Genomic DNA, 20623 nt, shown 5'->3' with positions numbered 1-20623 from the left:
AAGAATGCCTTGGGTCTGAAGGTATTCTTCGGATTTCTCTTCTGATATCGTGTACTGTTGGAGATCTATTAAGTTCATCCTTCCAACCACCTGAGTTTATCGTGGTGGTCGTTATTAAGGAATCACCAAGAAAAAAAATCTTTGTTCGTACTATGAGGGAAATAATTATTGTGAGGCACATCAGATAGGAACAGGAGAACAGCATGACAAACCGTGACGCGATTCTCGATCTGCTCAGATCCTTAAAGAGTGATCTTACTGCGCGGTATAAAGTCCGCAGCATCGGAGTGTTCGGTTCATTTGCCCGGAGCGAGGCACGGACTGACAGCGATGTGGACATCCTTGTCGATTTTAAAGAGGGTGCGGATCTCTTCGATCTCATCGATCTCTCCCAGTATCTTGAAGAAAAGATCGGGAGGCATGTGGATCTTGCTACCCCCCGGGCACTCCGTCCGGAGATCCGTGACGGAATTTACCGGGATGTTGTATACGCATGAGGGAATACCGGCTTCTGCTGCACGATATCCTGCAGGCAGCAGAAGATATCCGCGATTTTACGAGCGGGCGGTCCAAAAACAATCTTGCTGAGGATAACAAGACCCGTTCCGCGGTACTGTACAAATTCGCCGTTATGGGTGAGGCGACAAAACTTTTGCCGGATCATATCCGTGCACAGTATCCCGATATTCCCTGGCGCAGTATCGCGGGCCTGAGGGACAAGGTGATCCATGGATATATCGGTGTGGATTATTTAGCTCCTGTGGACGACAATCGATACAAAAATCCCTCATGTCATTGCGGGCAGTCATGGTATCCTGGATGAGACTGGCTGAAGATAATCCGGGCAGAATATCAGTACTCTTTTTATCTTTTTGATAATCTTCCGGAAAATTTCACGGGCCGACCGGGGTCCGGAGCTGGCGTGGGCCGGTGTGGTGGGGGGTGTCGGGTTCTGTTCAGGTAAAGTACGTGAAGGGGCTCATATTACCGGGATCACTCAATGGTGAATTAATGTGGGAGAGATTATCGGAGAAACTGGTCTTGATTATGGTAGTAATCGATATAAAATCCAATATAATCCCGCGCAGGTTTTCATTTACGCTTGAAAAAAATCTCTTCCGGCCAATCCCGGTTCATTCTATTTACGATTTGTCTGCCAAAAGTTGACACGTATTTTCGCAAGTCCGAACGTGTAGCTGATTCGGCCAGAAATCATATATATATCGACATTATAAATCGCACATTGTGGATAGCCGGTGGTTGTCCCAAAAGAAGAGGACGGGTCCACCAAGCGACGAACTTCGTTGGACCCGGTCCCGCCCGTAGGCATGAGATTGTTATCTTCTGATCCTATGAAGGTTTTCCCATGCCAGCGAGCGAAGCGCATGGAAAAATGCGAGGAGTTGAAGAAAAATGAACCTACCTAAAACATGGGTCATCCTGCTGGCACTGCTGCTTGCAGGGATGGCGATGGTACCGCTGGTGAGCGCTGATATTTCTCAAAGCAATGAGGAGATCAAAAAACTCATCGAATCAAATTTCATTCCTGTTGCAACAGCGCAGGAACATGCAACCTTAACGATGCTAAGTATGATTGATTCCGGGGCGTTGGACGAAAATTGGATTGGCGGAAAACTCAATCCGACATCCCAGACGATATATGACATTAACGGAGAGAAGTTATTCTATCTGTTTATTGTCGAGAGAAAAGGTGCCAGGGTCGGTGAGATATATGCGGCGGCGAGTAAGGTTCTTGGCGGATCAGTAATAACAATCGGCTCAATTGAAACTCCAGATAAATTTACAACACTTCGAATGGATACGCAGAAAAACATAACTGAAAAGTATCCCGGATACCAGGTATTTGCTGAAAAAAAGGTCTGCTTTGATTATCCGGTTATTGGATTGATGCTTACCTTGAAAAACACAAAAACCGGTGATATGAAAGATATTATTATCGATTCGAGAGATGGATCGGTAAAAAACTGGGAAACCCAGGTTTCATCGTACTACAATCAAATCTCGGTTGAAGATATGAAAAAACATGTAGCAATCTGGGAAAAGCAATCTGTAATTACTGAAGAACTTAAAACTATGGCGCTTGCGGAAGATCCAGAATTTCTCCAGCACTATTCCGAGATGGATCTTTCCCAGGTAAAACAGGTTATGACCAAAGTAAAAACTAGCAATTCAAACATTAAGGCTCTTCTCCTTCAGGACGGGCAAAAAGTCATCTCTGGTTTTACACACTGTACCCAATATACTGATGTATGGTGTGGGGTCGCCACAGCCCAAATTATCTCAACTAAATATATGAGTGACCCCTGGAGCCAGTATCATATTGCTGATATGATGAGGGCCTACTACGCCAACGGTACTCCAATGGGGACTACTCTAGACATGGAATTACGCTATTACAAACCTTTAGTAGCTGATGGAGGTCTGGGAAAAAACAACTCTTATCATATCTATCGACCAGACACCACATGGGAGACAGCTTACGATGAAATTGAAGCAGATCGCCCCTTAAAAATCGGGAGAGATGATCCATATTATCATGCGAGAGCATGTACCGGCTGGCAGGTGAATGGTGGCAATCCGTATCTGTTATTCTACGATCCGGCTCAGTATGGGTGGGTCTATTGGGATTATGTAGCACCGGGTTCGACGTATAATAATTTCATGTACGTCCGCTAAATGTTCAGAGATCAATTTAATAATATTTATTTTTATCAAAATGGAAAATACCGGTGAATTTACATGGGCAAATCAAATCGCTATATTCTGGTTCTCATTTTTTTTCAATTATTACTGACAATCGTCCCATCTGTTTATGGACAGGCTGATTCCGGAACTGTTTCCGGCCCCATCTGGTCAGAACAGATAGGAGATCGAAAGACCACGGTATCCTGTTCTGGCGATGGCCGGTACATGATTGCCGGATCCGATACCGGTGTCCTGAGAATGTACGACCGATGCGGGAACCTGCAATGGGAATACCGGCAACCCGGAAAAACAGTGCGTTCCCTCGCTATCTCTGATAATGGGGATTTCTCCGGGGCAGTATTTGTCAATGAAGATGGACTGTCATCATATGCCGATGGAGAAGCCCTTTTTTTCAACACGACCGGCAATCTCCTCTGGAAGTATTCCGAAGATCCGACAATCGAGCGAATCGCCCTTTCCGGCAATGGCAGCCGGATATATGCTACCGGGTTGCGCTCCATCTATTTGTTCTCACAGGATGGAACGAGGGTTATAAAAAATAGTACAGCAGGACGGTCATGGGCTCTGGATTCTGCCCGTGATGGTTCCTATGCGGTTGCCGGGTCAAAGATCTCCGGGAGCCGGTTGGATGCAATGAATAATGACGGGACCCTTACATGGAATTTTTCGTCCAGGATCGGGTTCGGAACTGTCGATATCACTCAGGATGGAGCATATATCGCGGCCGCCGGGTACTCTCATCTTTATCTGCTTGACCGGAACGGGACATTACTCTGGCAGTATACCGGAAGTTCGGATTTTACCAGTGTAGCTACCTCAACAAATGCGGAATACACGGTTGCAGGTTCCCAGTACTATGCCCTGTTTTTCAACCGTACCGGTTCCCTCATCTGGAAACATGAGTTCGAAGATTTTGTCAATGATGTCGGAATCTCAGATGATGGGAATCGTATCATGGCAGGATCATCACGAGGAGTATTTGTCTTTGACCCGGATGGAAAAATTCTCTGGCATTATGGAACGCCCCGGGGCGTTATTGATATCTCACCGGAACGTAATGGCGATTTTTTTGCCGCAGGAACCACCGATACGGTGTATGTCTTCAACCGCTGGGGAAACACGAGCTGCGATCATGAGGTTCCTGTGGCAACTGGTTCAAACCAGATCAATGCAATGGCCACGGATGCAGCCGGGAAGGGGCAGCAGGAGGCCCTGTTTTATTTCGAGGATGTATCAAGGACTGTTTCAACAGGGAATAATAATTCGGCATTTTTCGGTATTCCCTCAACCATAACCAGATTTGACGTTGTTGAAATTAATGAGAGTAGTGTGAGATCATTACATCAGCAGATTCTTGCAGGCAACAAAATTCCGGTCAGGATCAAAGGGGTTCCAAATCAGTTGTGGGTGGATAAAAACCCGCTGGATCCTGATCCTGAAGACGGGATACTCAGGTATTGCGGGAATCTTGAGAAAATTCCTGAACTGGGAAATAAAGAATATAACCTGAGGTTGTTATTTTACAACAATACCCTGACAGGACAGATATCTGAAAGAAATGGACCGCTTTTTCATATAAAATCGATAGTCGACCCCCTGTCCGGAACGCCGTTGTATTATATTTATTCAACAGCCGATGAAAAGTTACCGGGAGCACGCATGGATAACGATGCGATGATCTTTCTGCCCTCGGGCGAAACAAAAAACCGGGATGATTTATCCCCGGAAGAGTGTGCCTGGCTCATGAATCAGCAGCGCATAATGAAAAAGATCGAACTGGAGAGTCTGTCGGCTAACAAATCTGGTAAAACACCGGTAACGGAAACCCCGTTATCGCCGGGCATTGTTCTCCTTGCAGTGGGAATTGTTGCTGCCGGATTGCGTCTGAAGAAATCCGGATGAATTTTCATTGCGGGAAAAAATTTGAGTCAGACCCTGCAAAAAAAATTTTCAATCAGGGGTCGACTCCGGAGAACCCTGATGGTTTCGGTCGAAGACCTACAGTCTTCGAAGACTTTCAGTCTTCTCATGTCTCAAGTCTGATGACTTGTTCGATTCTCCTGCTTCGGGCCTCACCACGACCCTCATCATTCTCATCCTCTGGGTCTGATGAATCCGAGACCTTCATCAGGAGGTCGAGGAAGAGAAGGTCCGTAGGACCTTCGAATCTGTCGGATGTCGAAGAAACCTGATGGTTTCGGTCGAAGACCTACAGTCTTCTCCTGCTTCGGGTCTCACGACCCTCATCATTCTCCTCCTCTGGGTCTGATGACCCATCGGACGTCGGAGAAACCTGAATGTTTCTCCTTTTCCTCCTCGTCTGATGACAAGTCGGACGTCGGAGAAAAGGTGCATATCGTATCTCCCTTATATCTCATTGGCCTGCCTCCCTCCCGGACTATCACGTGGCCTGGAGACCTGCACCCCCGGTTCTCTCAATCCGGGCACGCAGCAGCCCCGGATCGTCCATATTCATCAATGCCCGACCGGCCTGTTTTTAGGGTTTTGGAGGGAAGTGTTCCGGAAAACCCCGGTGCGGCCCCCTTTTGGGGAAAATGGCGGATCTCCGCAGAGAAAAACCGGCCTGTATAGAACCTGTTTCCTTTGAGGACAGGGAGCTGCCGCGATGTTCTGGTCGCGGGAGGGTGGAAATGAAGAAACCCGGGTTTTGAAGATCCCTGTCGGGGCAGAGGTTTATCGGCAGATCTCTCCATCCCTTCGTTCCCCCGGCATTTCGGAGCAGTATATCCCGCAAATCCGCGTTTCTCCGACGGGAGATGGAGAATCGTGAACATCTGCCGGACCCCCTGTTATGCAAAAAACTCCAGGAGTTTTGTATCAAACAGGGGGGTGTCGGATCCCAATCCGGGCACGTATGGGGCTCCGTTTCGGAAGAATGGTGAATCGGAGCCCGGATAGGGCCCGGATTCGGGATGGTCCGGAACCGAAAAAAGGGGTTCCGTAGGGATGGTTTTTGAGGGGGTTTACGGCGTGAGTGGCGGGGATTACGGTGCCGGATTTTTCTGCGGCCGTGAAAAATTTTCCGGAGAATTTTGTATTTTGAAAAATTTTCGGTCGGGTCGTGCAGGTGGCGAGAAATTTTCTCTTGGGAGTTGCGGGTCCCGGAAAATTTTTGATGGCTAGGGGCTACGGAAAATTTTCCTGGGTCGACCCAGGGTCCGGTCCCGGGCAGAGGGGCCTTAACCTTGTACCTGCAAGGGGCAGCCAAGAGCCGGTGAGAGCGGGGCGTTTGGCACCAACCGGTGCAGAGGGAGGGGAGGAATGAGATCTGTTCAGGCCGAAGTGATATGGACGAAAGTTAACAATACGGTAAAAAATACACTATATTGATTTCACATTCTCCAGGAATTTGTTCACGTGGGCAGCTACGATTGTCCGGTTGTACCTGTTTTCTGAAAATGTTTCAACACCAAAAGAGCCCGCAGAAGTTCCATCGCGGAATTTTCGCTGTATCACTGCGAGTGAATTCCTTGCAAGATCTCTTTTTTCACGAGTAATCCCTTTCCGTGCGAAACCCTGGTTGAAGTAATGGGCTGCCGGTTCAGGCCCCCCGTTGTAGTGAGTCAGTGCAAAAATATCGTATGCATCCTTCAGGTTTTTCCGGCCCCCCAGTGCCTGGCCTTTCAAAATGAGCGATCCTGCTAAATCGAGAACCTTAAAGACCGTGCTGTCGACACCGTTCTCCGGTAATGTTGTCTCTATCTCTTTCTCAAAATTAAAATCAAAGGCGATGTCGGCACCTTCGAACATGAACGCTTCCAGGTCGGGCTGGACCCTGAAATGATAGCCAAGCTCGCATTTATCGCACAGGAAATCGATATGAATTGAATAATATTTTCCGTCAACCGGGGATTTTATTTTTCTTTCGAACCTGAAGTGGTTTTCCTCGACATAGCCGAGATCGGTGACGATCTTCCTGATACTCTCGTACCTGGGCAGGATTGTCGTCTTCAGGACAAGATCGATATCGACACTTCCGCAATGTTCAAAATAGTTTTCCGTAATAAAGTAAGGAGCCCATCCCCCGGACAACACCATATCGTTCCGGTACGTGTGCAGTGCGAGGCCAATCTCAAGCAATGCAGATTTTGATGTTTCCGTGATCTCGCGTGAATACATTATACCCGGTCCTGGGTTTTATTCCAGCGTTTTTCAATGTTCTTCCACAGTTCACCGGCCGCCTCCCTGCCCCGTGCAGGATAGTTGTAGAGATCGACATAGAGCTGGATGTCTGAGACTACCCTCACGCCGTCGATCTCCTGTGCACCATAAAAAATTCCGTCACTGGGAGCGATCGCGAATTTTACGTTCCCGTTCTCTTCAACGGGCATCAGGCCCAGATCGTGTGCCAGTTTCCCCGCATCTGATCCCTTCCGGATGTATATGTGCGTATTTGTCGGCCTGACAAAAGGCTCGACAAGCAGTGCCCCGGCAAGACCGGTCAGTGCATACTCCCCGGCCCCCCGGTATTTGAGCCGGCTTAAGAATTTCCCGATGTCCTGTTCACTGGTGTAGTATTCAACAAACGCGGTGTTTGCGACGAAGTGGGAAAATGTTGCCCAGCGTTTGAGCAAATCTTCCGGAGCCATGAGCTTCAGTTCCGACCGGGCAGAGGCACGGAGTGCGAGACGCTGGCTGATCAGCGTGTTTGATACCCGTGAGGTATATCCAAGTGCTGTGCCGGATTCTTTTGCCAGATCCCGAAGCATCCATGTTTTCGGATAGTTGACCAGCAGGACGCGTATGATGTCGGTGGCCTTTTTCGAGAACAGGTTTGCTACCAGGTCCGGGCCATGTTCACTATTCAACGGATGTTCTTTTTTTGTGAACATACTATCGTATTCGGTATGTTCACTATTTAATCATTGTTCACTTTTTGCGAACATAAGTAACGCATTCCTGCTGTCGTGAGGGGTTTTATTGATAGATCTCCGGGATCACCGGCGAGTACATGCCGTTTGGGACTAACCGGGGATAACAACGTGGAAGGGGAAATCCAGGAGATCCAAAACCGGCCCTCACCCTCCTCCACAAGATCTTTGATATAATTCCCTGAGCATATACTGCAATAGTATTCCGGGAAAATGGAAATGGCAAAACCAATTGAGACCGGGCTTGTGCTTGAAGGTGAAGATGCAACGGCATTCCGGCATTATTTAGAGCATCCGACATTTACCCGTGAAGGCCTGAACCTTATGCGTGAAGCAAAGCACGACGCTGAGCGTGCCGGGCTGGACTGAACTGTTATTGCCGGGCATGGGAGTTTCTGGAATTCCCTAATTCACAGCCACTCCGCCCGCGCAGGTTTTCATTTACGCCCGAAAAAAACTCTTCCGGTTAATCCCGGTTCATTCTATTTACGATTTGTCACCGAGTACCTTTCGTATTTTCGAATGTGTAGCTGAATTGGAAATAAACCATATATATATCGTTATAATAAATCGCTCATTGTGGACAGCCGGGGGTTGTTCCACGAAAAGAAGAGGACAGGTCCACCAAGCAACGAACTTCGTTGGACCCGGTCCCGCCCGTAGGCATGAGAATGTTATCTTCTGATCCTATGAAGTTTTCCCATGCCGGCGAGCGAAGCGTATGGAAAAAGAAATGAGGAGTTGAAGAAAAATGAACCTACACAAAACAATTGTCGTTCTGCTGGCACTGCTGCTGGCAGCGATGGCGATGGTGCCGATAGTAAGCGCTGAAGAGAAAATTGATTTGAACAAAATTGAGACACCGTCTTTTCAATTTGATGATTCTCAGAAAAATACAGTTATTACCGGGCCATTGAGTACCCAACTGATGAAAGATGTGTATACAATTCCTGAAGGCTCAATTATTTATCATTCAGATGACGGAATAACAAGGATCTTCGATTCGGATGGTAAACAAATTCTTATTGCATCAGATGAATCTGCGGAAAAAGTATCAACGCCAAACGGACTCCAGCCAGCAACTCATGTTCACGCGGTCCCTCAAGGGGCACGTATTCTTGATTCGCCCCTTGATGAAAGCAAGACATATATCCTGACTGAAGACGGAGACCTTATACTGACTGTCATTGATGATTCTTCCAGAAAAGAATCTTCAGTCGTTCGGGCATCAACAATTTCTGGCAGTAGGTGGCTTGCATGGGCTGATGCAACAGTCAGTCAGATCAGCTATTTACGTTCCCGATGGTATACTCCGACCCCTCCGTCAACCAGTGGAGGGACTCCGGGTTTTGCGCTGGCCATCTTCAACGGTCTTGAAAAAACTGCCACCATTATGCAACCCGTGTTACAGTGGAATTATGGGCTGAACAACCCGGTCTGGAAGATCTCTTCCTGGAGATACACAAGCCCGAGCAATTACTATTACAGCCCGATGTTAAGTGTGACCCAGGGAGATCAGATTGAAGGGACACTTCAGTACACAACGGTTGGCGGTGTAACGGGATGGCAGGTCACAACAAGTGATCTCACTGCGGGAACATCCACCTATTACTTCTCGAATGCAATTCCCTCGAACACCAACCTGGAAATCGTAAATGCACTGGAACAGGCCCAGGGACAGAATTCAAATCCGTATCATATGTGCGGGGACATTATATTCAATAATGTTAATATCCCGTCGGTAACTCTGAATTCCGGATCAATATCTGCATCGGGATGGAGCGGACTATTCAACGTCTGGTTCAACCCGAATCCGACACAGGTTACTCTGGACACTCCGTAGGAGTCAGAGCCGGATAAGGATAAGGTGGTCCGAAAGGATAACCTTTCATCCTTTTTATGTGAGAAAGAAATAGTATTCAGATATGGCAGAACAGGAAGGAACAATTTAAAATAAACATATCAAGGACGTTATTGCATGACATCATGGAAAAGACCCGGGATATTCATCCTCCTCGCACTTCTCCTCGTCATAGTTCCCGCAGAAGCGGCGATGGCGGGAAACAATACGACTGTGTCTTCCGGTTCATCAGATATCCGGGGGTCGCCGGTTCAGACACCGTACTGGATCACCGTTGACACCCTCCCGATTGGCACGCATTCCACCGGAGATTCTTTTATCGTCTCGGGAAAGACCAGTTTTCCCTCAGGATACGAGGTAGAGTTTGGGGCATATCAATCCCAGTATCTCCCGGGCAGTCCGGATCTTCTGCCACCCGTCTATTCCGGATCATCACTTGTTGCTGATGGATTAAACGGGGAAAACGAGTGGTCGTTTTTTGTCAACACAACACAGTTCAGAAAAACCCTGAAGAATGGTACAACCATACAATCCGCTGCCCTTGCAGGAGAGTACACCCTGTCCATCGGACCATCCGGTATGGTTATGTATCCATTCACCCTTGTTGAAAAAAATGTATCACCTGCGACAGTTCCCGTACCGGTTAGTTCCGATCACCTGGATAATCCTCCGATGTTTCCGCGAACAACATCGGCATCAATTCCGGTAACGATTCCCGTTACTGCATTGATCATCGGCATTTCCCTGCTTTTACGAAAGCAAGAATAATCTGATGATTTGCGATAATGATCCCCCCTTCCCGATCGGCTTCAGGTCAAAATTCACATCCGTAGCGATTTTGGCTGTGGGTTTTCTGCAAAAACTCTCAAGAACTGCCACCAGATCTATCTTGTGTTTCCCAAAGATTGTTGTGACGGGAAAATTTCCAAAGACATGATTTGCTACACCCTGTGTAGCGGATTGAGCTGGTCGCATGAGTGGCTCCTGATGCGGATGAGGACTCAACTCATGCGATAGAAAAAAAGGATGCCCCCATACTCTGATGGGGGCCGGATCCTGTCGTACCTGATCACCGTAGGAGGGGTGGAGTCCATTTTCTCCAATCCGGGTTCAGAATGACCGTGGATCAGTCATTTTGGTTGAAACCCGACCGGCCTGTTTCGGGGGTTTTGGAGGGAAGTGTTCCGGAAATCCCCTGTGCGGTGCCCTTTTGGGGAAAAGAGCCTGTATCCGCAGAGAAAAACCGGCCTGTATAGAACCTGTTTCCCCTGAAGACAGGGAGCTGCCGCGATGTTCTGGTCGCGGGAGGGTGGAGATGAAGAAACCCGGGTTTTGAAGATCCCTGTCAGGGCAGAGGTTTATCGGCCAGATCTCCCCATCCCTTCGCCCCCCCGGCATTTCGGAGCAGTATATCCCTCAAATCCGCATTTCTCCGACGGGAGATGGAGAATCGTGAACATCTGCCGGACCCCCTGTTATGCAAAAAACTCCAGGAGTTTTGTATCAAACAGGGGGTTGTCGGATCCCAATCCGGGCCCGTATGGGGCTCCGTTCCGGAAAAATTGTGAATCGGAGCCCGTAGCGTGGCCGGATTGGGGATGGTCCGGAACCGGAAAAAAGGGGTTCCGGGGGAGTGGTTTTCAAGGGGGTTTACGGTGTGAGTGGTGGGAATCCTGTTGCCCGGATTTTTCGTATGGGTCGGGAAATTTCTCGGAAAAAAAGTTTGGGAAAATTTTCCGGATAATTTTTCATTGTGGGAAAAATTTTTGAGCTGGGCCCTGCTTGAAAAAATTATGCATGGGCAGATGGATCGATTAAAATTTTGAGCAAGTCTGGTTGATCTGCTCGCGGTTTTTAAGTAAGGTGTGATGACAACGCCCCTTCGTCCCCGGAACTATTCCCCCGCCAGCACCCTCTCCACAATCCCCGCCACCGACCGGTACGCCGGAGACCCAGCAGGAGTTTCAAACAGGCACTTCCCCTGCAAAACCATCCGGGCCACATCAGGATCCGCAGCAATCCTCCCGATATACGGCAGGTCAAGAGCAGCAAGGGCCGCAGGGTCCGGATCGGCAGCAAACCCATACCCCCCGATGACATAGAACCGGTTGAACCGGATGCCGACCTCCTCAATCACCCGGTGCGCCCTACGCACGTGCGCAAACGATTTCGAAGACGGCCCCATGACATCGAAGATCGTATCGACATCGCTTGCGATCTTCCGGTTCAGGTGCTCGAGCCCGCCGGGCGAATCGATGAGAACGTAGCGGTACTGTTTTGTTATGGAAGCGAGGGCATTCTTCAGCGCTGCATCCGGCAGGCAGTAACAACCCTCCACCCACTTGGTGCCGACCGAGAAGAGGTCGAACCGGTCGCCTTCATAGAGCCCCTCTTCCCAGATGCGGTTCTCGATCCTCTTTGACGGGGGGATGCCGACCGTTGTCCCGCCCTGCTGGATGAACGTCTCGGACAGCAGCTCCGCGATCGTCTTCTTTCCCGCGGCTTCGAGATCTACCCCCGCCATCTCCGCAAGGTTCTGGTCCGGGTCCGCATCGACAAGCAGGATGGGGGTCCGGCCCGTGTCGATGAGGTACTTTGCCATCAGCGCAACGAAGGTAGTCTTGCCGGTGCCTCCTCGCCCCATGGTCACGAATGTCTTCATACGTCCATCTCCCTCCGGGAAAATAACCGGGGATCACCGGGCATGGGTATTCTCCAGGCTCTTTGCCAGTCCTTCAATTGCCTGCACGGCCCCGGACGCTGACGGATCGACCGCTTCACCAGTGACACCCGCATCGGCGACCTGCTGGTCGAAGGGCACGAGGCCGAGGACCGGGAGGTCGTGAGCTTCTGCAAACGCCCGGATCGCCTGCTCCTGCTGTGCGCCGGTCACCCGGTTGGCGACAAGGCCGATGGTCCTGATATCCGATCCTTTTGCGAGCCGGCAGATCGTTGCAGCGATCTCCAGGGATTTCCTGTTTGCATCGGTGACCGCGAGCAGGACATCCACGTGCCCGGCCGTGCCCCTGCCGAGATGTTCGATCCCGGCCTCCATGTCCAGGATGACAACCTCGTCCCGCTCGACAACAAGGTGGCGCATCAGCGCCTTGATCACCGAATGGGCCGGGCAGGCACACCCGGCCCCCATCGCCTTCACCGTCCCCATGACAAGCAGGTTCGCGCCTGACGGTGTCGGCACGCCGTACCTGCCGATGATGTCGTCGACCGTGAACGAGAGACGCATGACCCCGGAATAGTCCGTGCCGGTCTTCATCCGGATCAGTTCGCTGTTCTCCGCAACGGGAACGATGCGGGACGCCTCCTCATGAGAGAGCCCGAGGTTTGGCGCAAGGTTCGGCGATGAGTCCGCGTCAATGGCAATGACCGGGCGGCCGGCAGAGGAGAAGTACCCGGCAAGGCTCCCGGCAATGAACGTCTTACCGACTCCCCCTTTCCCGCAGACTGCGATCTTCATTCCGGTCCGTCCTTCCAATGCAGTACCGTTATCCTGACAGATAGAATAATGCTTTGCGGAATTTCGCGTACCTCCCCCCGCGTGCCCGGCCTGATCTGAACCCGGTAAACAGGGAAGGAGTTTTTAACTGTTTGGGGGCATACCGTACAATACTCACCGTTACCGGGAGCAGGGAGTGTTCGTGGAAGAATGAAACTGCCGGGTCCAGGGAAAAAGAGCGTGACGTGCCCGCGGTGCCATAAGGAGGTGCCCCCGGATACGCCGTTCTGCGAGTCCTGCGGAGCGCGAATCGCGCCGCCCCCGGCCTGCACCCTCTGCGGCACGCTTCTCGTGCCCGGTTCCCGGTTCTGCGCTTCCTGCGGGACGATGATTGGGAGCTCAAAGGACTCCCCGCCCCCGGATCTTCCTGATGTCCCCGGTGAGAATGCCGCGCCGGCAAAAAAACCGCGGGCGTCCCGGGCAAAAAAATCCAGACCTGCGGATGCTGAACCGGAAGAAAAACAGCCGGACCCGCTGATGATGGTACCGGACGTTGAACCGGAACCCGCGGAAGAACCCGGGGTCCCGGGCCGGGAATCGCTGCTGAAAAAGACCGTGCCGGTCACGCTTGCGTCGGTCACCATCCCCCCGCCCCGCGACAAGGGACGTTTCCCCCTCCCTGAAGGCATGGCGAAGAAAGGCGTGGCAGTTGCCGTTGTCATCGTCATCATCGCGATCGCCGCCCTCGTGCTCTCCGGTGCCATGCAGATCTACCCTGCATCATCACCGTCAGCGGGCACGGCCGTCACGGCCACGACCCCCCCGACACCGGGACCGGTTGTCGTGGAAACAACCGCCGTCCCTGGTGCAGTTTCAAAAGAAGTCCCGGTCACAACCGCGGAAGTGGTCTCGTTTGAACCCGGCCCGACCGACGTTCCCCCGGACAGTCTCCTTGTCTACTTCGAAGTGAAGCGCGACCCGATCTCGAAGATGGTATCCGTCCAGTACAAGGGCGGCAAGGGCCAGCGGGGTGTGCGGGAAGTGTTCGTCCGGCTCACCCGCTCGGATGGCGAGATACTCACCGGCACCTTCAGGCCGCTCCAGGTCGACAGCGGCATCGAACTCCAGGGGACCGAAAAACTGGACCGGGTGGAAGTGATCGCCCGCTACTACTCCGGGGAAGAATTCAAACTTGTCGACCAAGTATTCGAGTATAAAATACGGATCTGACGAGGATTTTGTTTAAAATTTCCTCTTCGCGATCGAGAGGATCTTCAGGTAATCCGCAGATGGGCACAGTTCCTTTCCCTCTGCCGCTGCTGCTGCGGAGTGTGCGGTACAGAAGGCCCCGGTCTCGAGATGGCGTGCACAGCTGGCGGTACCGGATTCCTGCCCTTTCGTTGGGGCCGTGCCGCTCAGGTTCTTACAGATATAAGAAAAATCTGCCATACATGCTCACGTCCTGTGTTGCCCCTGGGACCTGATAAAGGATTGTCAGGGGCTCCCTTTTAGGCCCCGGGCTCTGCGAGCGGTCCTGCGCAGCGCCCGGGTATTCCCGCGGCCGGAAAAAGAGAAGGCGATAAATGAAGGATAAACCAATAACTGATCGCGAAAAGCAGGATTGGAGAATCAGGAATGCTTGATATCAGGTTCGTACGGGCAAGCCCGGATGTGGTGAAGGCGGATCTCTTGAAACGCAATGATCCGGAAAAGATCGCGTGGGTCGATGAAGTCCTGAAAAAGGACGTCCGGTCCCGCGAACTGAAGGTGGAGACCGACCAGATCCGCCAGCGCCGCAACACCATTGCCCGCGACATCAATGCAGCAAAGAAAGCCGGCAAGGACGCACAACCCCTGATGGCAGAAGCCGCTGCACTCCCCCGGAGGATCAGGGAGTGCGACGCGGAACAGGAAGAGATACGGACTGCGGTCCGGTCCCTCCTGATGCGCCTCCCCAACATCCTGCACGAGAGCGTCCCGGTCGGCAAAGACGACACGGAAAACGTGGAGATCAAAAAGGTCGGGACGCCGAAGACCTTCTCCTTCGAAGTCAGGAACCACGGGCAGCTCGCAACCGAAAAAGGCTGGGCTGACTTCGAGCGGGCGGCAAAGTGCTCGGGCGCCGGTTTCTATTTCCTCAAGGGCAACCTCGTCCTCCTCGACATGGCGCTCCAGCGCTATGCGATCGACCTGCTTGCAGGGAAAGGGTTCACGCCGGTCATCCCGCCGTACATGATCAACCGGACCTCCTACGAAGGTGTCACGGACCTCGGGGATTTCGAGAAGGTGATGTACAAGATCGATGGCGACGATGCGTACCTGATCGCAACGAGCGAGCACCCGATAGGCGCCATGTACCAGGACGAGATCTTCGAGGAAAAAGACCTCCCGCTCCGTCTCGCCGGCATCTCCCCCTGCTTCCGCCGCGAGATCGGGGCGCACGGCCTTGACACCAAGGGCCTCTTCCGCGTCCACCAGTTCACCAAGGTCGAGCAGTTCGTGTTCTGCAAGCCGGAAGACTCGTGGCAGATCCACGAAGAGCTCCTCGCAAACGCTGAGGAGATCTTCTGTGGCCTTGACCTCCCCTACCATGTCGTGAACATCTGCACGGGCGACATCGGCACGGTCGCGGCCAAGAAATATGATATCGAGGTCTGGATGCCGCGCGAGGACGCGTACAAGGAGGTCGTCTCCTGCTCGAACTGCACCTCCTACCAGGCCGTCCGGCTCAACATCAGGGTGCGGGACAAGAGCGATTTCGAATCAAAGCAGCACGTGCATACGCTTAACTCCACCGCGATCGCCACCTCCCGGGTCATGCGTGCGATCCTGGAGAACAACCAGCAGGAAGACGGGTCGGTCACCATACCGACAGTGCTCCGCCCCTACATGAACGGGCGCGAATTTCTCTGATCCCGTGTAAAAAGAGTAAAATCCCCACAAACACTTATTTTATTCAGATGACGAAGATATATTCAGGAACGTGGTTGCATGGCATATCCTGATCTCTACAGTGACGAGACAGTCGTCCTCAATGCACAGAACATCAAAGTCAAGTCCGTCTCCTTTGACGCGGTGCTCACGACACGGCGCCTCATCTTAGTGGACAGCAAGAAACACCTGATCGCCCCCCAGGAAATCCTTCTCGCGACCCTGCGCGATATCGAAGTGGGAGAGAATGCCATCCGCGACCCGACCCTCACGCTCTCCATCATCACCAATACCGGTGCCACCCGGCAGATGATCCTCACGTTCTCCAAGACCAGCGGCGGCGACCGGAGGAGGGAGTGCGATGAGTGGGTGAAGGTCCTCCGCCATCAGATCGCGGCCGGGGTCCAGCACCCGATCATGCCGGATGTTCCGGAACATGAGGCATACCCGGCTGAACAGGAGCACTTCTCTGCGAGAGTGGAAGCCACAAACGTCCCGGTCGCCCCGACGCCGAAGAAGAAGATCGAGATCGCCCGCCCGGGCCCGATGAAGAAGATCGTTGAGCCTGCGCCGTACATGCCGGCACCGGTGGAGACAACCTCACTTCCGACCGGCTCGTTCTGCAACCGCTGTGGCAGCCGCGTGCCGCCCGGGTCGGCGTTCTGCAACAAGTGCGGGACACCGGTTGTTACCGAAGCCGAACTCGATGCACGCCTTGCCGGGGCGGCTGAACCTCAATCGCCCGTTGCCCCGCAGGTTCAGATGCATGTCCCGGCGTACGTTGCCGGGAACGAGAAGAAAGAGCGCCCCATCGAGGACGTGATCCATTCCATCGAACCGCTCATCGAGGACTCGGTCCCGCGTAACCAGCCCTACCCCCTGGTACCAAAGCAGCAGTACCAGCCGGCTGTACACGCGGAAGAGCCGGGCGCAGCACCGGGACAGGACGCCCCGGCCCCGGATACTGCCGAGCTGGCAATGCCCGAAGTAAAATGGCCCGTGCTCGGATCTGCCGCAATTCCTCCGGATGCACCGGGTGCCGCAGCGGAATCCCCGCAGGCACCGCCACCGGTACCGCAAGCAGCACCTCGGAGCAAAAAACCGATCCTTATCGGTGTGATTGCGATTGTCATCATCGCCATCATCGCCGCGGTCTTCATCTTTGCAAACCCGCTTGGCGGGGGGACAGCAGCTCCCGAGGTAACGCCGGCTCCCGTGGTGACAACGGTTACAACCACCGTCCCGGCAACCACGAAAGTCACGGTCGTAAAGACCACCGCAGTCCCTGAATCAACAACCGCCGCCACGTCCGGTTCGCAGATGGCCGTTCCCGCGTCAGGTGTCTGGGTGCATATCCTCTATGTGAATGAGTTCAAAGGAACGGCGGGCACGGCCGGCAACCAGGCAGAAATTTATGGTGCCGGAGAAAAATTCTACCAGATCCCGACCAGCGAGGGCGTTGTCGTGGTATCGATCCAGAAACTGGACGGCTCGTCCGAGAAGCTGACGGTCGAAGTGTACAAGGACGGCGAGATGATATCCTCGAAATCATCGACGGTTCCCAAAGGATTCGTGGAGGTCATGACCGACCTGAAACCGTCGCCGACCCCGACCCCGACGCCAACGCATACAAAAATCCCGGTGCCGGTGAAGACGACCGCGGCCACGAACTCCTCTGCATCCAATACGACCGCGAATGAAACCGCGACGGAATAATTATCTTTTTTAGAAATTTTTTGTAAAGGAATGCGTGAGTGAAACGGATCTCTGGAAAATTGGAACCGATCCAAGACCGGAAAATCTCCTGATGGATTCGCCCCGGTAAAAATTTCATTGCGTGCTGTCTGAAAATTAAGTCAGGAAATCAAACCATCAAAAGAAGTGCTGCTATAGAGCTACTTTTTGGCTGGTTAGAATCCGCTTCATTCCAGCTTTTTTTCATAAAATCCTCCCCAAATTGGGATGATCTCTCTTTACGCGCGATATCCTGATAAGACTTTTGAAAGGGCGGAAATTTCTGGATATTTTGAAGCCGGGTTACCGGTGATAAATGATCGTATTTCGTTGTATCTTACGAAAATTTTCTGAACATTGTTTGAATACTATGCGATCTCTCTTTTTTTTTACGACAACTATTAAACTGGGATCCGAGTCGTCAACAAAATTACCTATAGATAGACTAAATTAACAAAATTCAGACTCATTTTTTTCATTACATTTTTCCGACGTGAGAAATATGGAGAAATACGGATTATATCTACCATGAAAAAAAGGTCTAAAATACTGCAAGATCGTGTAATATAATGATGGTGAGTAATATCTATCTGCACTCATGAATGAATTTTCTAGATACACTTGGAAAGCCACTAAAAACCAGAATAAATGTGATAGGCCATTTTTGTAAGATAAGTTAGGAAAGTATATCTTTTTGGTAATTTTTTTTTCATATGGGTTTTCTCAATTCAATTAAAGAAATACTTGTAAAAACAGGGGAGAGTATGGGATAGTGTCTTCTATATTCTTTTTGAATATTCAAACGATTCGTGTTAAATTGAACAAAAAATAAGGACCGCATGATTTTCGATATATTTATTTACATTGGTATGAGATAACAAAATATGCCACAAGCACTTCAAAAAACGGGTCTGCCAGATGATTTAGTAAAGCAACTATCCGCAAATGAATCAGTATATTTTTTCTCCCCAGTTGTGTTTAAAGGTGGATGCCTCGGTCTTGGTGGTGGTGGGAATTTTTGGGCTGCAATGACTGATCAAAGATTCTTATACCATGCAAAAGTTCAAGAGGGAACATCTTATGTCGAACGGGAGGGTGCTCTACAACTTAAAAATATTTCCCAGGTTGAGATTGTTGAAGTGAAACCTGAAGGTTGTCTCTCTCAAAAATTTTGGCAATTAAGAGTAAATGCACAAGGAGCCGTAGTTGCGCTACCATTCCCCAGTAAGGAAAAGGGAATTGAACTTCGAACACTTCACCACGATCTTTCCAGCAAATAAGCAAAAAACTATTCTTTTTTTTTAATGCCTAGTAAAATGGAAACCACTCCAAATACCTCTAATCATAAAATTCCTTGGTTGAATCGACTTTTTATTTTATTTATCAAAGGTTATCAGTTTGCGACAAAAAAAAGTAAACATAAATGCTTACATTATCCAACCTGTTCGAATTATGGAATACTGGCCCTCGAAAAATATCCATTTTGTAAAGCTATTACTATGATTATTAATCGATTAATTGATTGCAATCCTTATTCAGATCGCGATTATTTTGACTATCCATAAAATTTTAAATAAGTTAGCAGATAACAAGAGTCGAGAACCCGAAAATATCTCATCATATTGAAACAAAAATCCCCTTTTTGATGAAGATCTACTTTGCCATTTTTCCAGATGACTCTTTAAAAATTCCAGATTATTGTCAACAATGTAGAATAAAATCACACGAATTTTTATTAATTGAGATTCAATTGGGTAACGTACACGACGTGCTGTAAAAGTAAAGATGCCCTGTATCCAACAGTGAATTGGAAACAAAGAGGAACAGGGCAATGAATCTAAGAGACATTGTACTAAATTACCTTACCGATAACGAGAAGGGCATGCAGCAACTCATCACGTGGTTCCTGAACGATGTGATGAACGAGGAAGTGGCTCAACAGGCCGGAGTACCCCGTTATGCAAGATCCAGTGCGAGGTGAGCGCACCGGAACGAGTGCCGGCAACGGTCACTGAAGACGAGATTCGGAGAACTCAGTCTTCTGAAACTGCAGTTACGGGAGATCCCGTTTGAGAAGAAAGTCTTTGATCGGTACTCCCGGACTGAGGAAGCCCTGGTGAATGCAATCACCGAATCCAATCTTCAGGGCGTATCGACACGAAATATCCGAGAAAGTTTTCTCATGTCTGGGAGTCAACCAACTGTCAGCCACGTATGTATCGAAGGTTGTTCAGCAACTCGATGAAAAAGTCCATGATTTTTTAGAGAAACCGATTGACACCTACATTCCATTCTTGTTCGTAGATGCTTCATATTTCAAGGTGAGAGACGGAATCCATTATGTCAGCAAAGCTCTTTTTGTTGTAGCCGGTGTGAGACTAGAGGGATACCGAGAGATCTTTATCTTCAGCGTTGCCGATGCAGAACATGAACTAATCTGGGGAGGGATCTTCTCCGACCTTAAGGAAAGAGGACTCGACAAAGTTGACTCATCATTTCTGATGGTCACAACGGTATCCAGACTGCTGCAGAAACGATGTTCCCGGGCTCTTCATGGCAAATGTGTCATGTCTACTTCATTCGTGCAGTCCTTAGAAAAGTCCCTAGGGAATATCACAAGGAAATTGCCGACACTTTGAAGGAATGTCTGAGTGATCCCCATCGGTTGCAGGAGTTTGTTGTTCAGCTCGATGGACGTGGGCTCTCTCGAGAAGCTGACACACATCACCGGTTCAACCATGGGTTGATGAATTACCGATCCTTTCCTCCGGAGTTCTGGAAGAAGCTCAATACTACCAATCTCCAGGAACGAGTCAATAAGAAATCAAACGACGGAGCAGAAAGATCGCGGCCTTCCCAAATGATGCTTCGTTACTCAGGCTTGCCGGTTCGATCCTCATTGATATCAACGAGGAATGGATAACTTGTAACCGGTATTTATCCGTGAAGAGCGAGATGATCTCTTCGGATACGGTGGCTGCTGAATTTACAGCAATATAGATACGTGACCATTTTGAATCCGTG

17 protein-coding genes and 1 pseudogene are annotated in these 20623 nt (G+C 50.5%); 13 read left to right on the top strand and 5 right to left on the bottom strand.

Annotated features, from left to right (window positions below):
- Nucleotides 1–203: 203 nt before the first annotated feature.
- The 4 genes from M0R30_RS10180 to M0R30_RS14775 all read left to right on the top strand — a co-directional run bounded on the left by M0R30_RS10180 (nt 204) and on the right by M0R30_RS14775 (nt 4629).
- Entirely contained in the window at nt 204–497 is a 294-nt protein-coding gene (locus M0R30_RS10180; protein WP_292546473.1) for a nucleotidyltransferase family protein, read from the top strand.
- Nucleotides 494–823 (top strand): DUF86 domain-containing protein, encoded by a 330-nt coding sequence (locus M0R30_RS10175; protein ID WP_292546471.1) that lies wholly within the window; start codon nt 494–496, stop codon nt 821–823. The genes M0R30_RS10180 and M0R30_RS10175 overlap by 4 nt, the downstream gene beginning before the upstream one ends.
- A gap of 590 nt (nt 824–1413) precedes the next feature.
- Nucleotides 1414–2697 (top strand): hypothetical protein, encoded by a 1284-nt coding sequence (locus M0R30_RS10170; RefSeq protein WP_292546469.1) that lies wholly within the window; start codon nt 1414–1416, stop codon nt 2695–2697.
- A 63-nt stretch (nt 2698–2760) separates the two neighbouring features.
- The gene (locus M0R30_RS14775; protein ID WP_366513128.1) at nt 2761–4629 is read left to right on the top strand and encodes a PQQ-binding-like beta-propeller repeat protein; all 1869 of its coding nucleotides are present in this window, start codon (nt 2761–2763) and stop codon (nt 4627–4629) included.
- A gap of 1440 nt (nt 4630–6069) precedes the next feature.
- Here the strand turns inward: M0R30_RS14775 and M0R30_RS10160 are convergent.
- Together M0R30_RS10160 and M0R30_RS10155 are read right to left on the bottom strand one after the other, a co-directional pair.
- Nucleotides 6070–6867 carry a hypothetical protein gene (locus tag M0R30_RS10160; RefSeq protein WP_292546465.1) on the bottom strand — a complete coding sequence of 266 codons (798 nt, stop codon included), beginning with the start codon at nt 6865–6867 and terminating at the stop codon, nt 6070–6072.
- On the bottom strand, nt 6867–7580 hold the full coding sequence (locus tag M0R30_RS10155; protein ID WP_292546463.1) for a type IV toxin-antitoxin system AbiEi family antitoxin: 714 nt from the start codon (nt 7578–7580) through the stop codon (nt 6867–6869). The genes M0R30_RS10160 and M0R30_RS10155 overlap by 1 nt, the downstream gene beginning before the upstream one ends.
- Before the next feature lie 258 nt (nt 7581–7838).
- Between M0R30_RS10155 and M0R30_RS10150 the strand changes: the two genes are divergently transcribed.
- The 3 genes from M0R30_RS10150 to M0R30_RS10140 all read left to right on the top strand — a co-directional run bounded on the left by M0R30_RS10150 (nt 7839) and on the right by M0R30_RS10140 (nt 10248).
- Nucleotides 7839–7988, top strand: a complete 150-nt coding sequence (locus M0R30_RS10150) for a hypothetical protein (RefSeq protein WP_292546461.1) — start codon at nt 7839–7841, stop codon at nt 7986–7988.
- A 382-nt stretch (nt 7989–8370) separates the two neighbouring features.
- A complete protein-coding gene (locus M0R30_RS10145) occupies nt 8371–9462 on the top strand; it encodes a hypothetical protein (protein ID WP_292546459.1) in 1092 nt (363 codons plus the stop codon).
- A gap of 135 nt (nt 9463–9597) precedes the next feature.
- A complete protein-coding gene (locus M0R30_RS10140; RefSeq protein WP_292546457.1) occupies nt 9598–10248 on the top strand; it encodes a hypothetical protein in 651 nt (216 codons plus the stop codon).
- Nucleotides 10249–11374: 1126 nt separating this feature from the next.
- Here the strand turns inward: M0R30_RS10140 and M0R30_RS10135 are convergent.
- Nucleotides 11375–12142, bottom strand: coding sequence for an AAA family ATPase (locus M0R30_RS10135; protein WP_292546455.1), 768 nt, complete (start codon nt 12140–12142; stop codon nt 11375–11377).
- A gap of 33 nt (nt 12143–12175) precedes the next feature.
- Complete coding sequence (locus M0R30_RS10130) at nt 12176–12973, bottom strand: ArsA-related P-loop ATPase (protein WP_292546453.1); 798 nt, start codon at nt 12971–12973, stop codon at nt 12176–12178.
- 201 nt (nt 12974–13174) lie between these two features.
- Here M0R30_RS10130 and M0R30_RS10125 point away from each other — a divergent pair, with 201 nt between their 5' ends.
- Nucleotides 13175–14164, top strand: a complete 990-nt coding sequence (locus M0R30_RS10125; RefSeq protein ID WP_292546451.1) for a zinc ribbon domain-containing protein — start codon at nt 13175–13177, stop codon at nt 14162–14164.
- Between the two features lie 12 nt (nt 14165–14176).
- Here the strand turns inward: M0R30_RS10125 and M0R30_RS10120 are convergent, their stop codons facing one another.
- Nucleotides 14177–14383, bottom strand: coding sequence for a hypothetical protein (locus M0R30_RS10120; protein WP_292546449.1), 207 nt, complete (start codon nt 14381–14383; stop codon nt 14177–14179).
- A gap of 186 nt (nt 14384–14569) precedes the next feature.
- Here M0R30_RS10120 and serS point away from each other — a divergent pair, with 186 nt between their 5' ends.
- From serS to M0R30_RS10100, 5 genes and pseudogenes are all read left to right on the top strand, one after another.
- Nucleotides 14570–15847 carry a serine--tRNA ligase gene (serS, locus tag M0R30_RS10115; protein WP_292546447.1) on the top strand — a complete coding sequence of 426 codons (1278 nt, stop codon included), beginning with the start codon at nt 14570–14572 and terminating at the stop codon, nt 15845–15847.
- Between the two features lie 78 nt (nt 15848–15925).
- A complete protein-coding gene (locus M0R30_RS10110) occupies nt 15926–17581 on the top strand; it encodes a zinc-ribbon domain-containing protein (RefSeq protein WP_292546446.1) in 1656 nt (551 codons plus the stop codon).
- Nucleotides 17582–18483: 902 nt separating this feature from the next.
- On the top strand, nt 18484–18879 hold the full coding sequence (locus M0R30_RS10105) for a hypothetical protein (RefSeq protein WP_292546444.1): 396 nt from the start codon (nt 18484–18486) through the stop codon (nt 18877–18879).
- 24 nt (nt 18880–18903) lie between these two features.
- Nucleotides 18904–19164 (top strand): membrane protein insertion efficiency factor YidD, encoded by a 261-nt coding sequence (gene yidD, locus M0R30_RS14770; RefSeq protein ID WP_366513127.1) that lies wholly within the window; start codon nt 18904–18906, stop codon nt 19162–19164.
- A 266-nt stretch (nt 19165–19430) separates the two neighbouring features.
- Nucleotides 19431–20599, top strand: a pseudogene (locus tag M0R30_RS10100) (IS256 family transposase).
- The last annotated feature ends 24 nt before the right edge of the window (nt 20600–20623 follow it).

The organism is Methanoregula sp. (assembly GCF_023227875.1).
GTDB lineage: Archaea > Halobacteriota > Methanomicrobia > Methanomicrobiales > Methanospirillaceae > Methanoregula.
The sequence above is the reverse complement of the archived record's forward strand: the minus strand, read 5'-3'. Positions and strand labels throughout refer to the sequence as shown.

What these genes read in the sequence shown, in the direction of transcription:
- M0R30_RS10180 (WP_292546473.1), top strand. Translation starts at nt 204, where the DNA reads ATGACAAACCGTGACGCGATTCTCGATCTGCTCAGATCCTTAAAGAGT.
- M0R30_RS10160 (WP_292546465.1), bottom strand. Translation starts at nt 6,867, where the DNA reads ATGTATTCACGCGAGATCACGGAAACATCAAAATCTGCATTGCTTGAG.
- M0R30_RS10145 (WP_292546459.1), top strand. Translation starts at nt 8,371, where the DNA reads ATGAACCTACACAAAACAATTGTCGTTCTGCTGGCACTGCTGCTGGCA.
- M0R30_RS10175 (WP_292546471.1), top strand. Translation starts at nt 494, where the DNA reads ATGAGGGAATACCGGCTTCTGCTGCACGATATCCTGCAGGCAGCAGAA.
- M0R30_RS14775 (WP_366513128.1), top strand. Translation starts at nt 2,761, where the DNA reads ATGGGCAAATCAAATCGCTATATTCTGGTTCTCATTTTTTTTCAATTA.
- M0R30_RS10155 (WP_292546463.1), bottom strand. Translation starts at nt 7,580, where the DNA reads ATGTTCACAAAAAAAGAACATCCGTTGAATAGTGAACATGGCCCGGAC.
- M0R30_RS10110 (WP_292546446.1), top strand. Translation starts at nt 15,926, where the DNA reads ATGGCATATCCTGATCTCTACAGTGACGAGACAGTCGTCCTCAATGCA.
- yidD (WP_366513127.1), top strand. Translation starts at nt 18,904, where the DNA reads ATGCCTAGTAAAATGGAAACCACTCCAAATACCTCTAATCATAAAATT.
- M0R30_RS10170 (WP_292546469.1), top strand. Translation starts at nt 1,414, where the DNA reads ATGAACCTACCTAAAACATGGGTCATCCTGCTGGCACTGCTGCTTGCA.
- M0R30_RS10140 (WP_292546457.1), top strand. Translation starts at nt 9,598, where the DNA reads ATGACATCATGGAAAAGACCCGGGATATTCATCCTCCTCGCACTTCTC.
- M0R30_RS10150 (WP_292546461.1), top strand. Translation starts at nt 7,839, where the DNA reads ATGGCAAAACCAATTGAGACCGGGCTTGTGCTTGAAGGTGAAGATGCA.
- M0R30_RS10120 (WP_292546449.1), bottom strand. Translation starts at nt 14,383, where the DNA reads ATGGCAGATTTTTCTTATATCTGTAAGAACCTGAGCGGCACGGCCCCA.
- M0R30_RS10105 (WP_292546444.1), top strand. Translation starts at nt 18,484, where the DNA reads ATGCCACAAGCACTTCAAAAAACGGGTCTGCCAGATGATTTAGTAAAG.
- M0R30_RS10135 (WP_292546455.1), bottom strand. Translation starts at nt 12,142, where the DNA reads ATGAAGACATTCGTGACCATGGGGCGAGGAGGCACCGGCAAGACTACC.
- serS (WP_292546447.1), top strand. Translation starts at nt 14,570, where the DNA reads ATGCTTGATATCAGGTTCGTACGGGCAAGCCCGGATGTGGTGAAGGCG.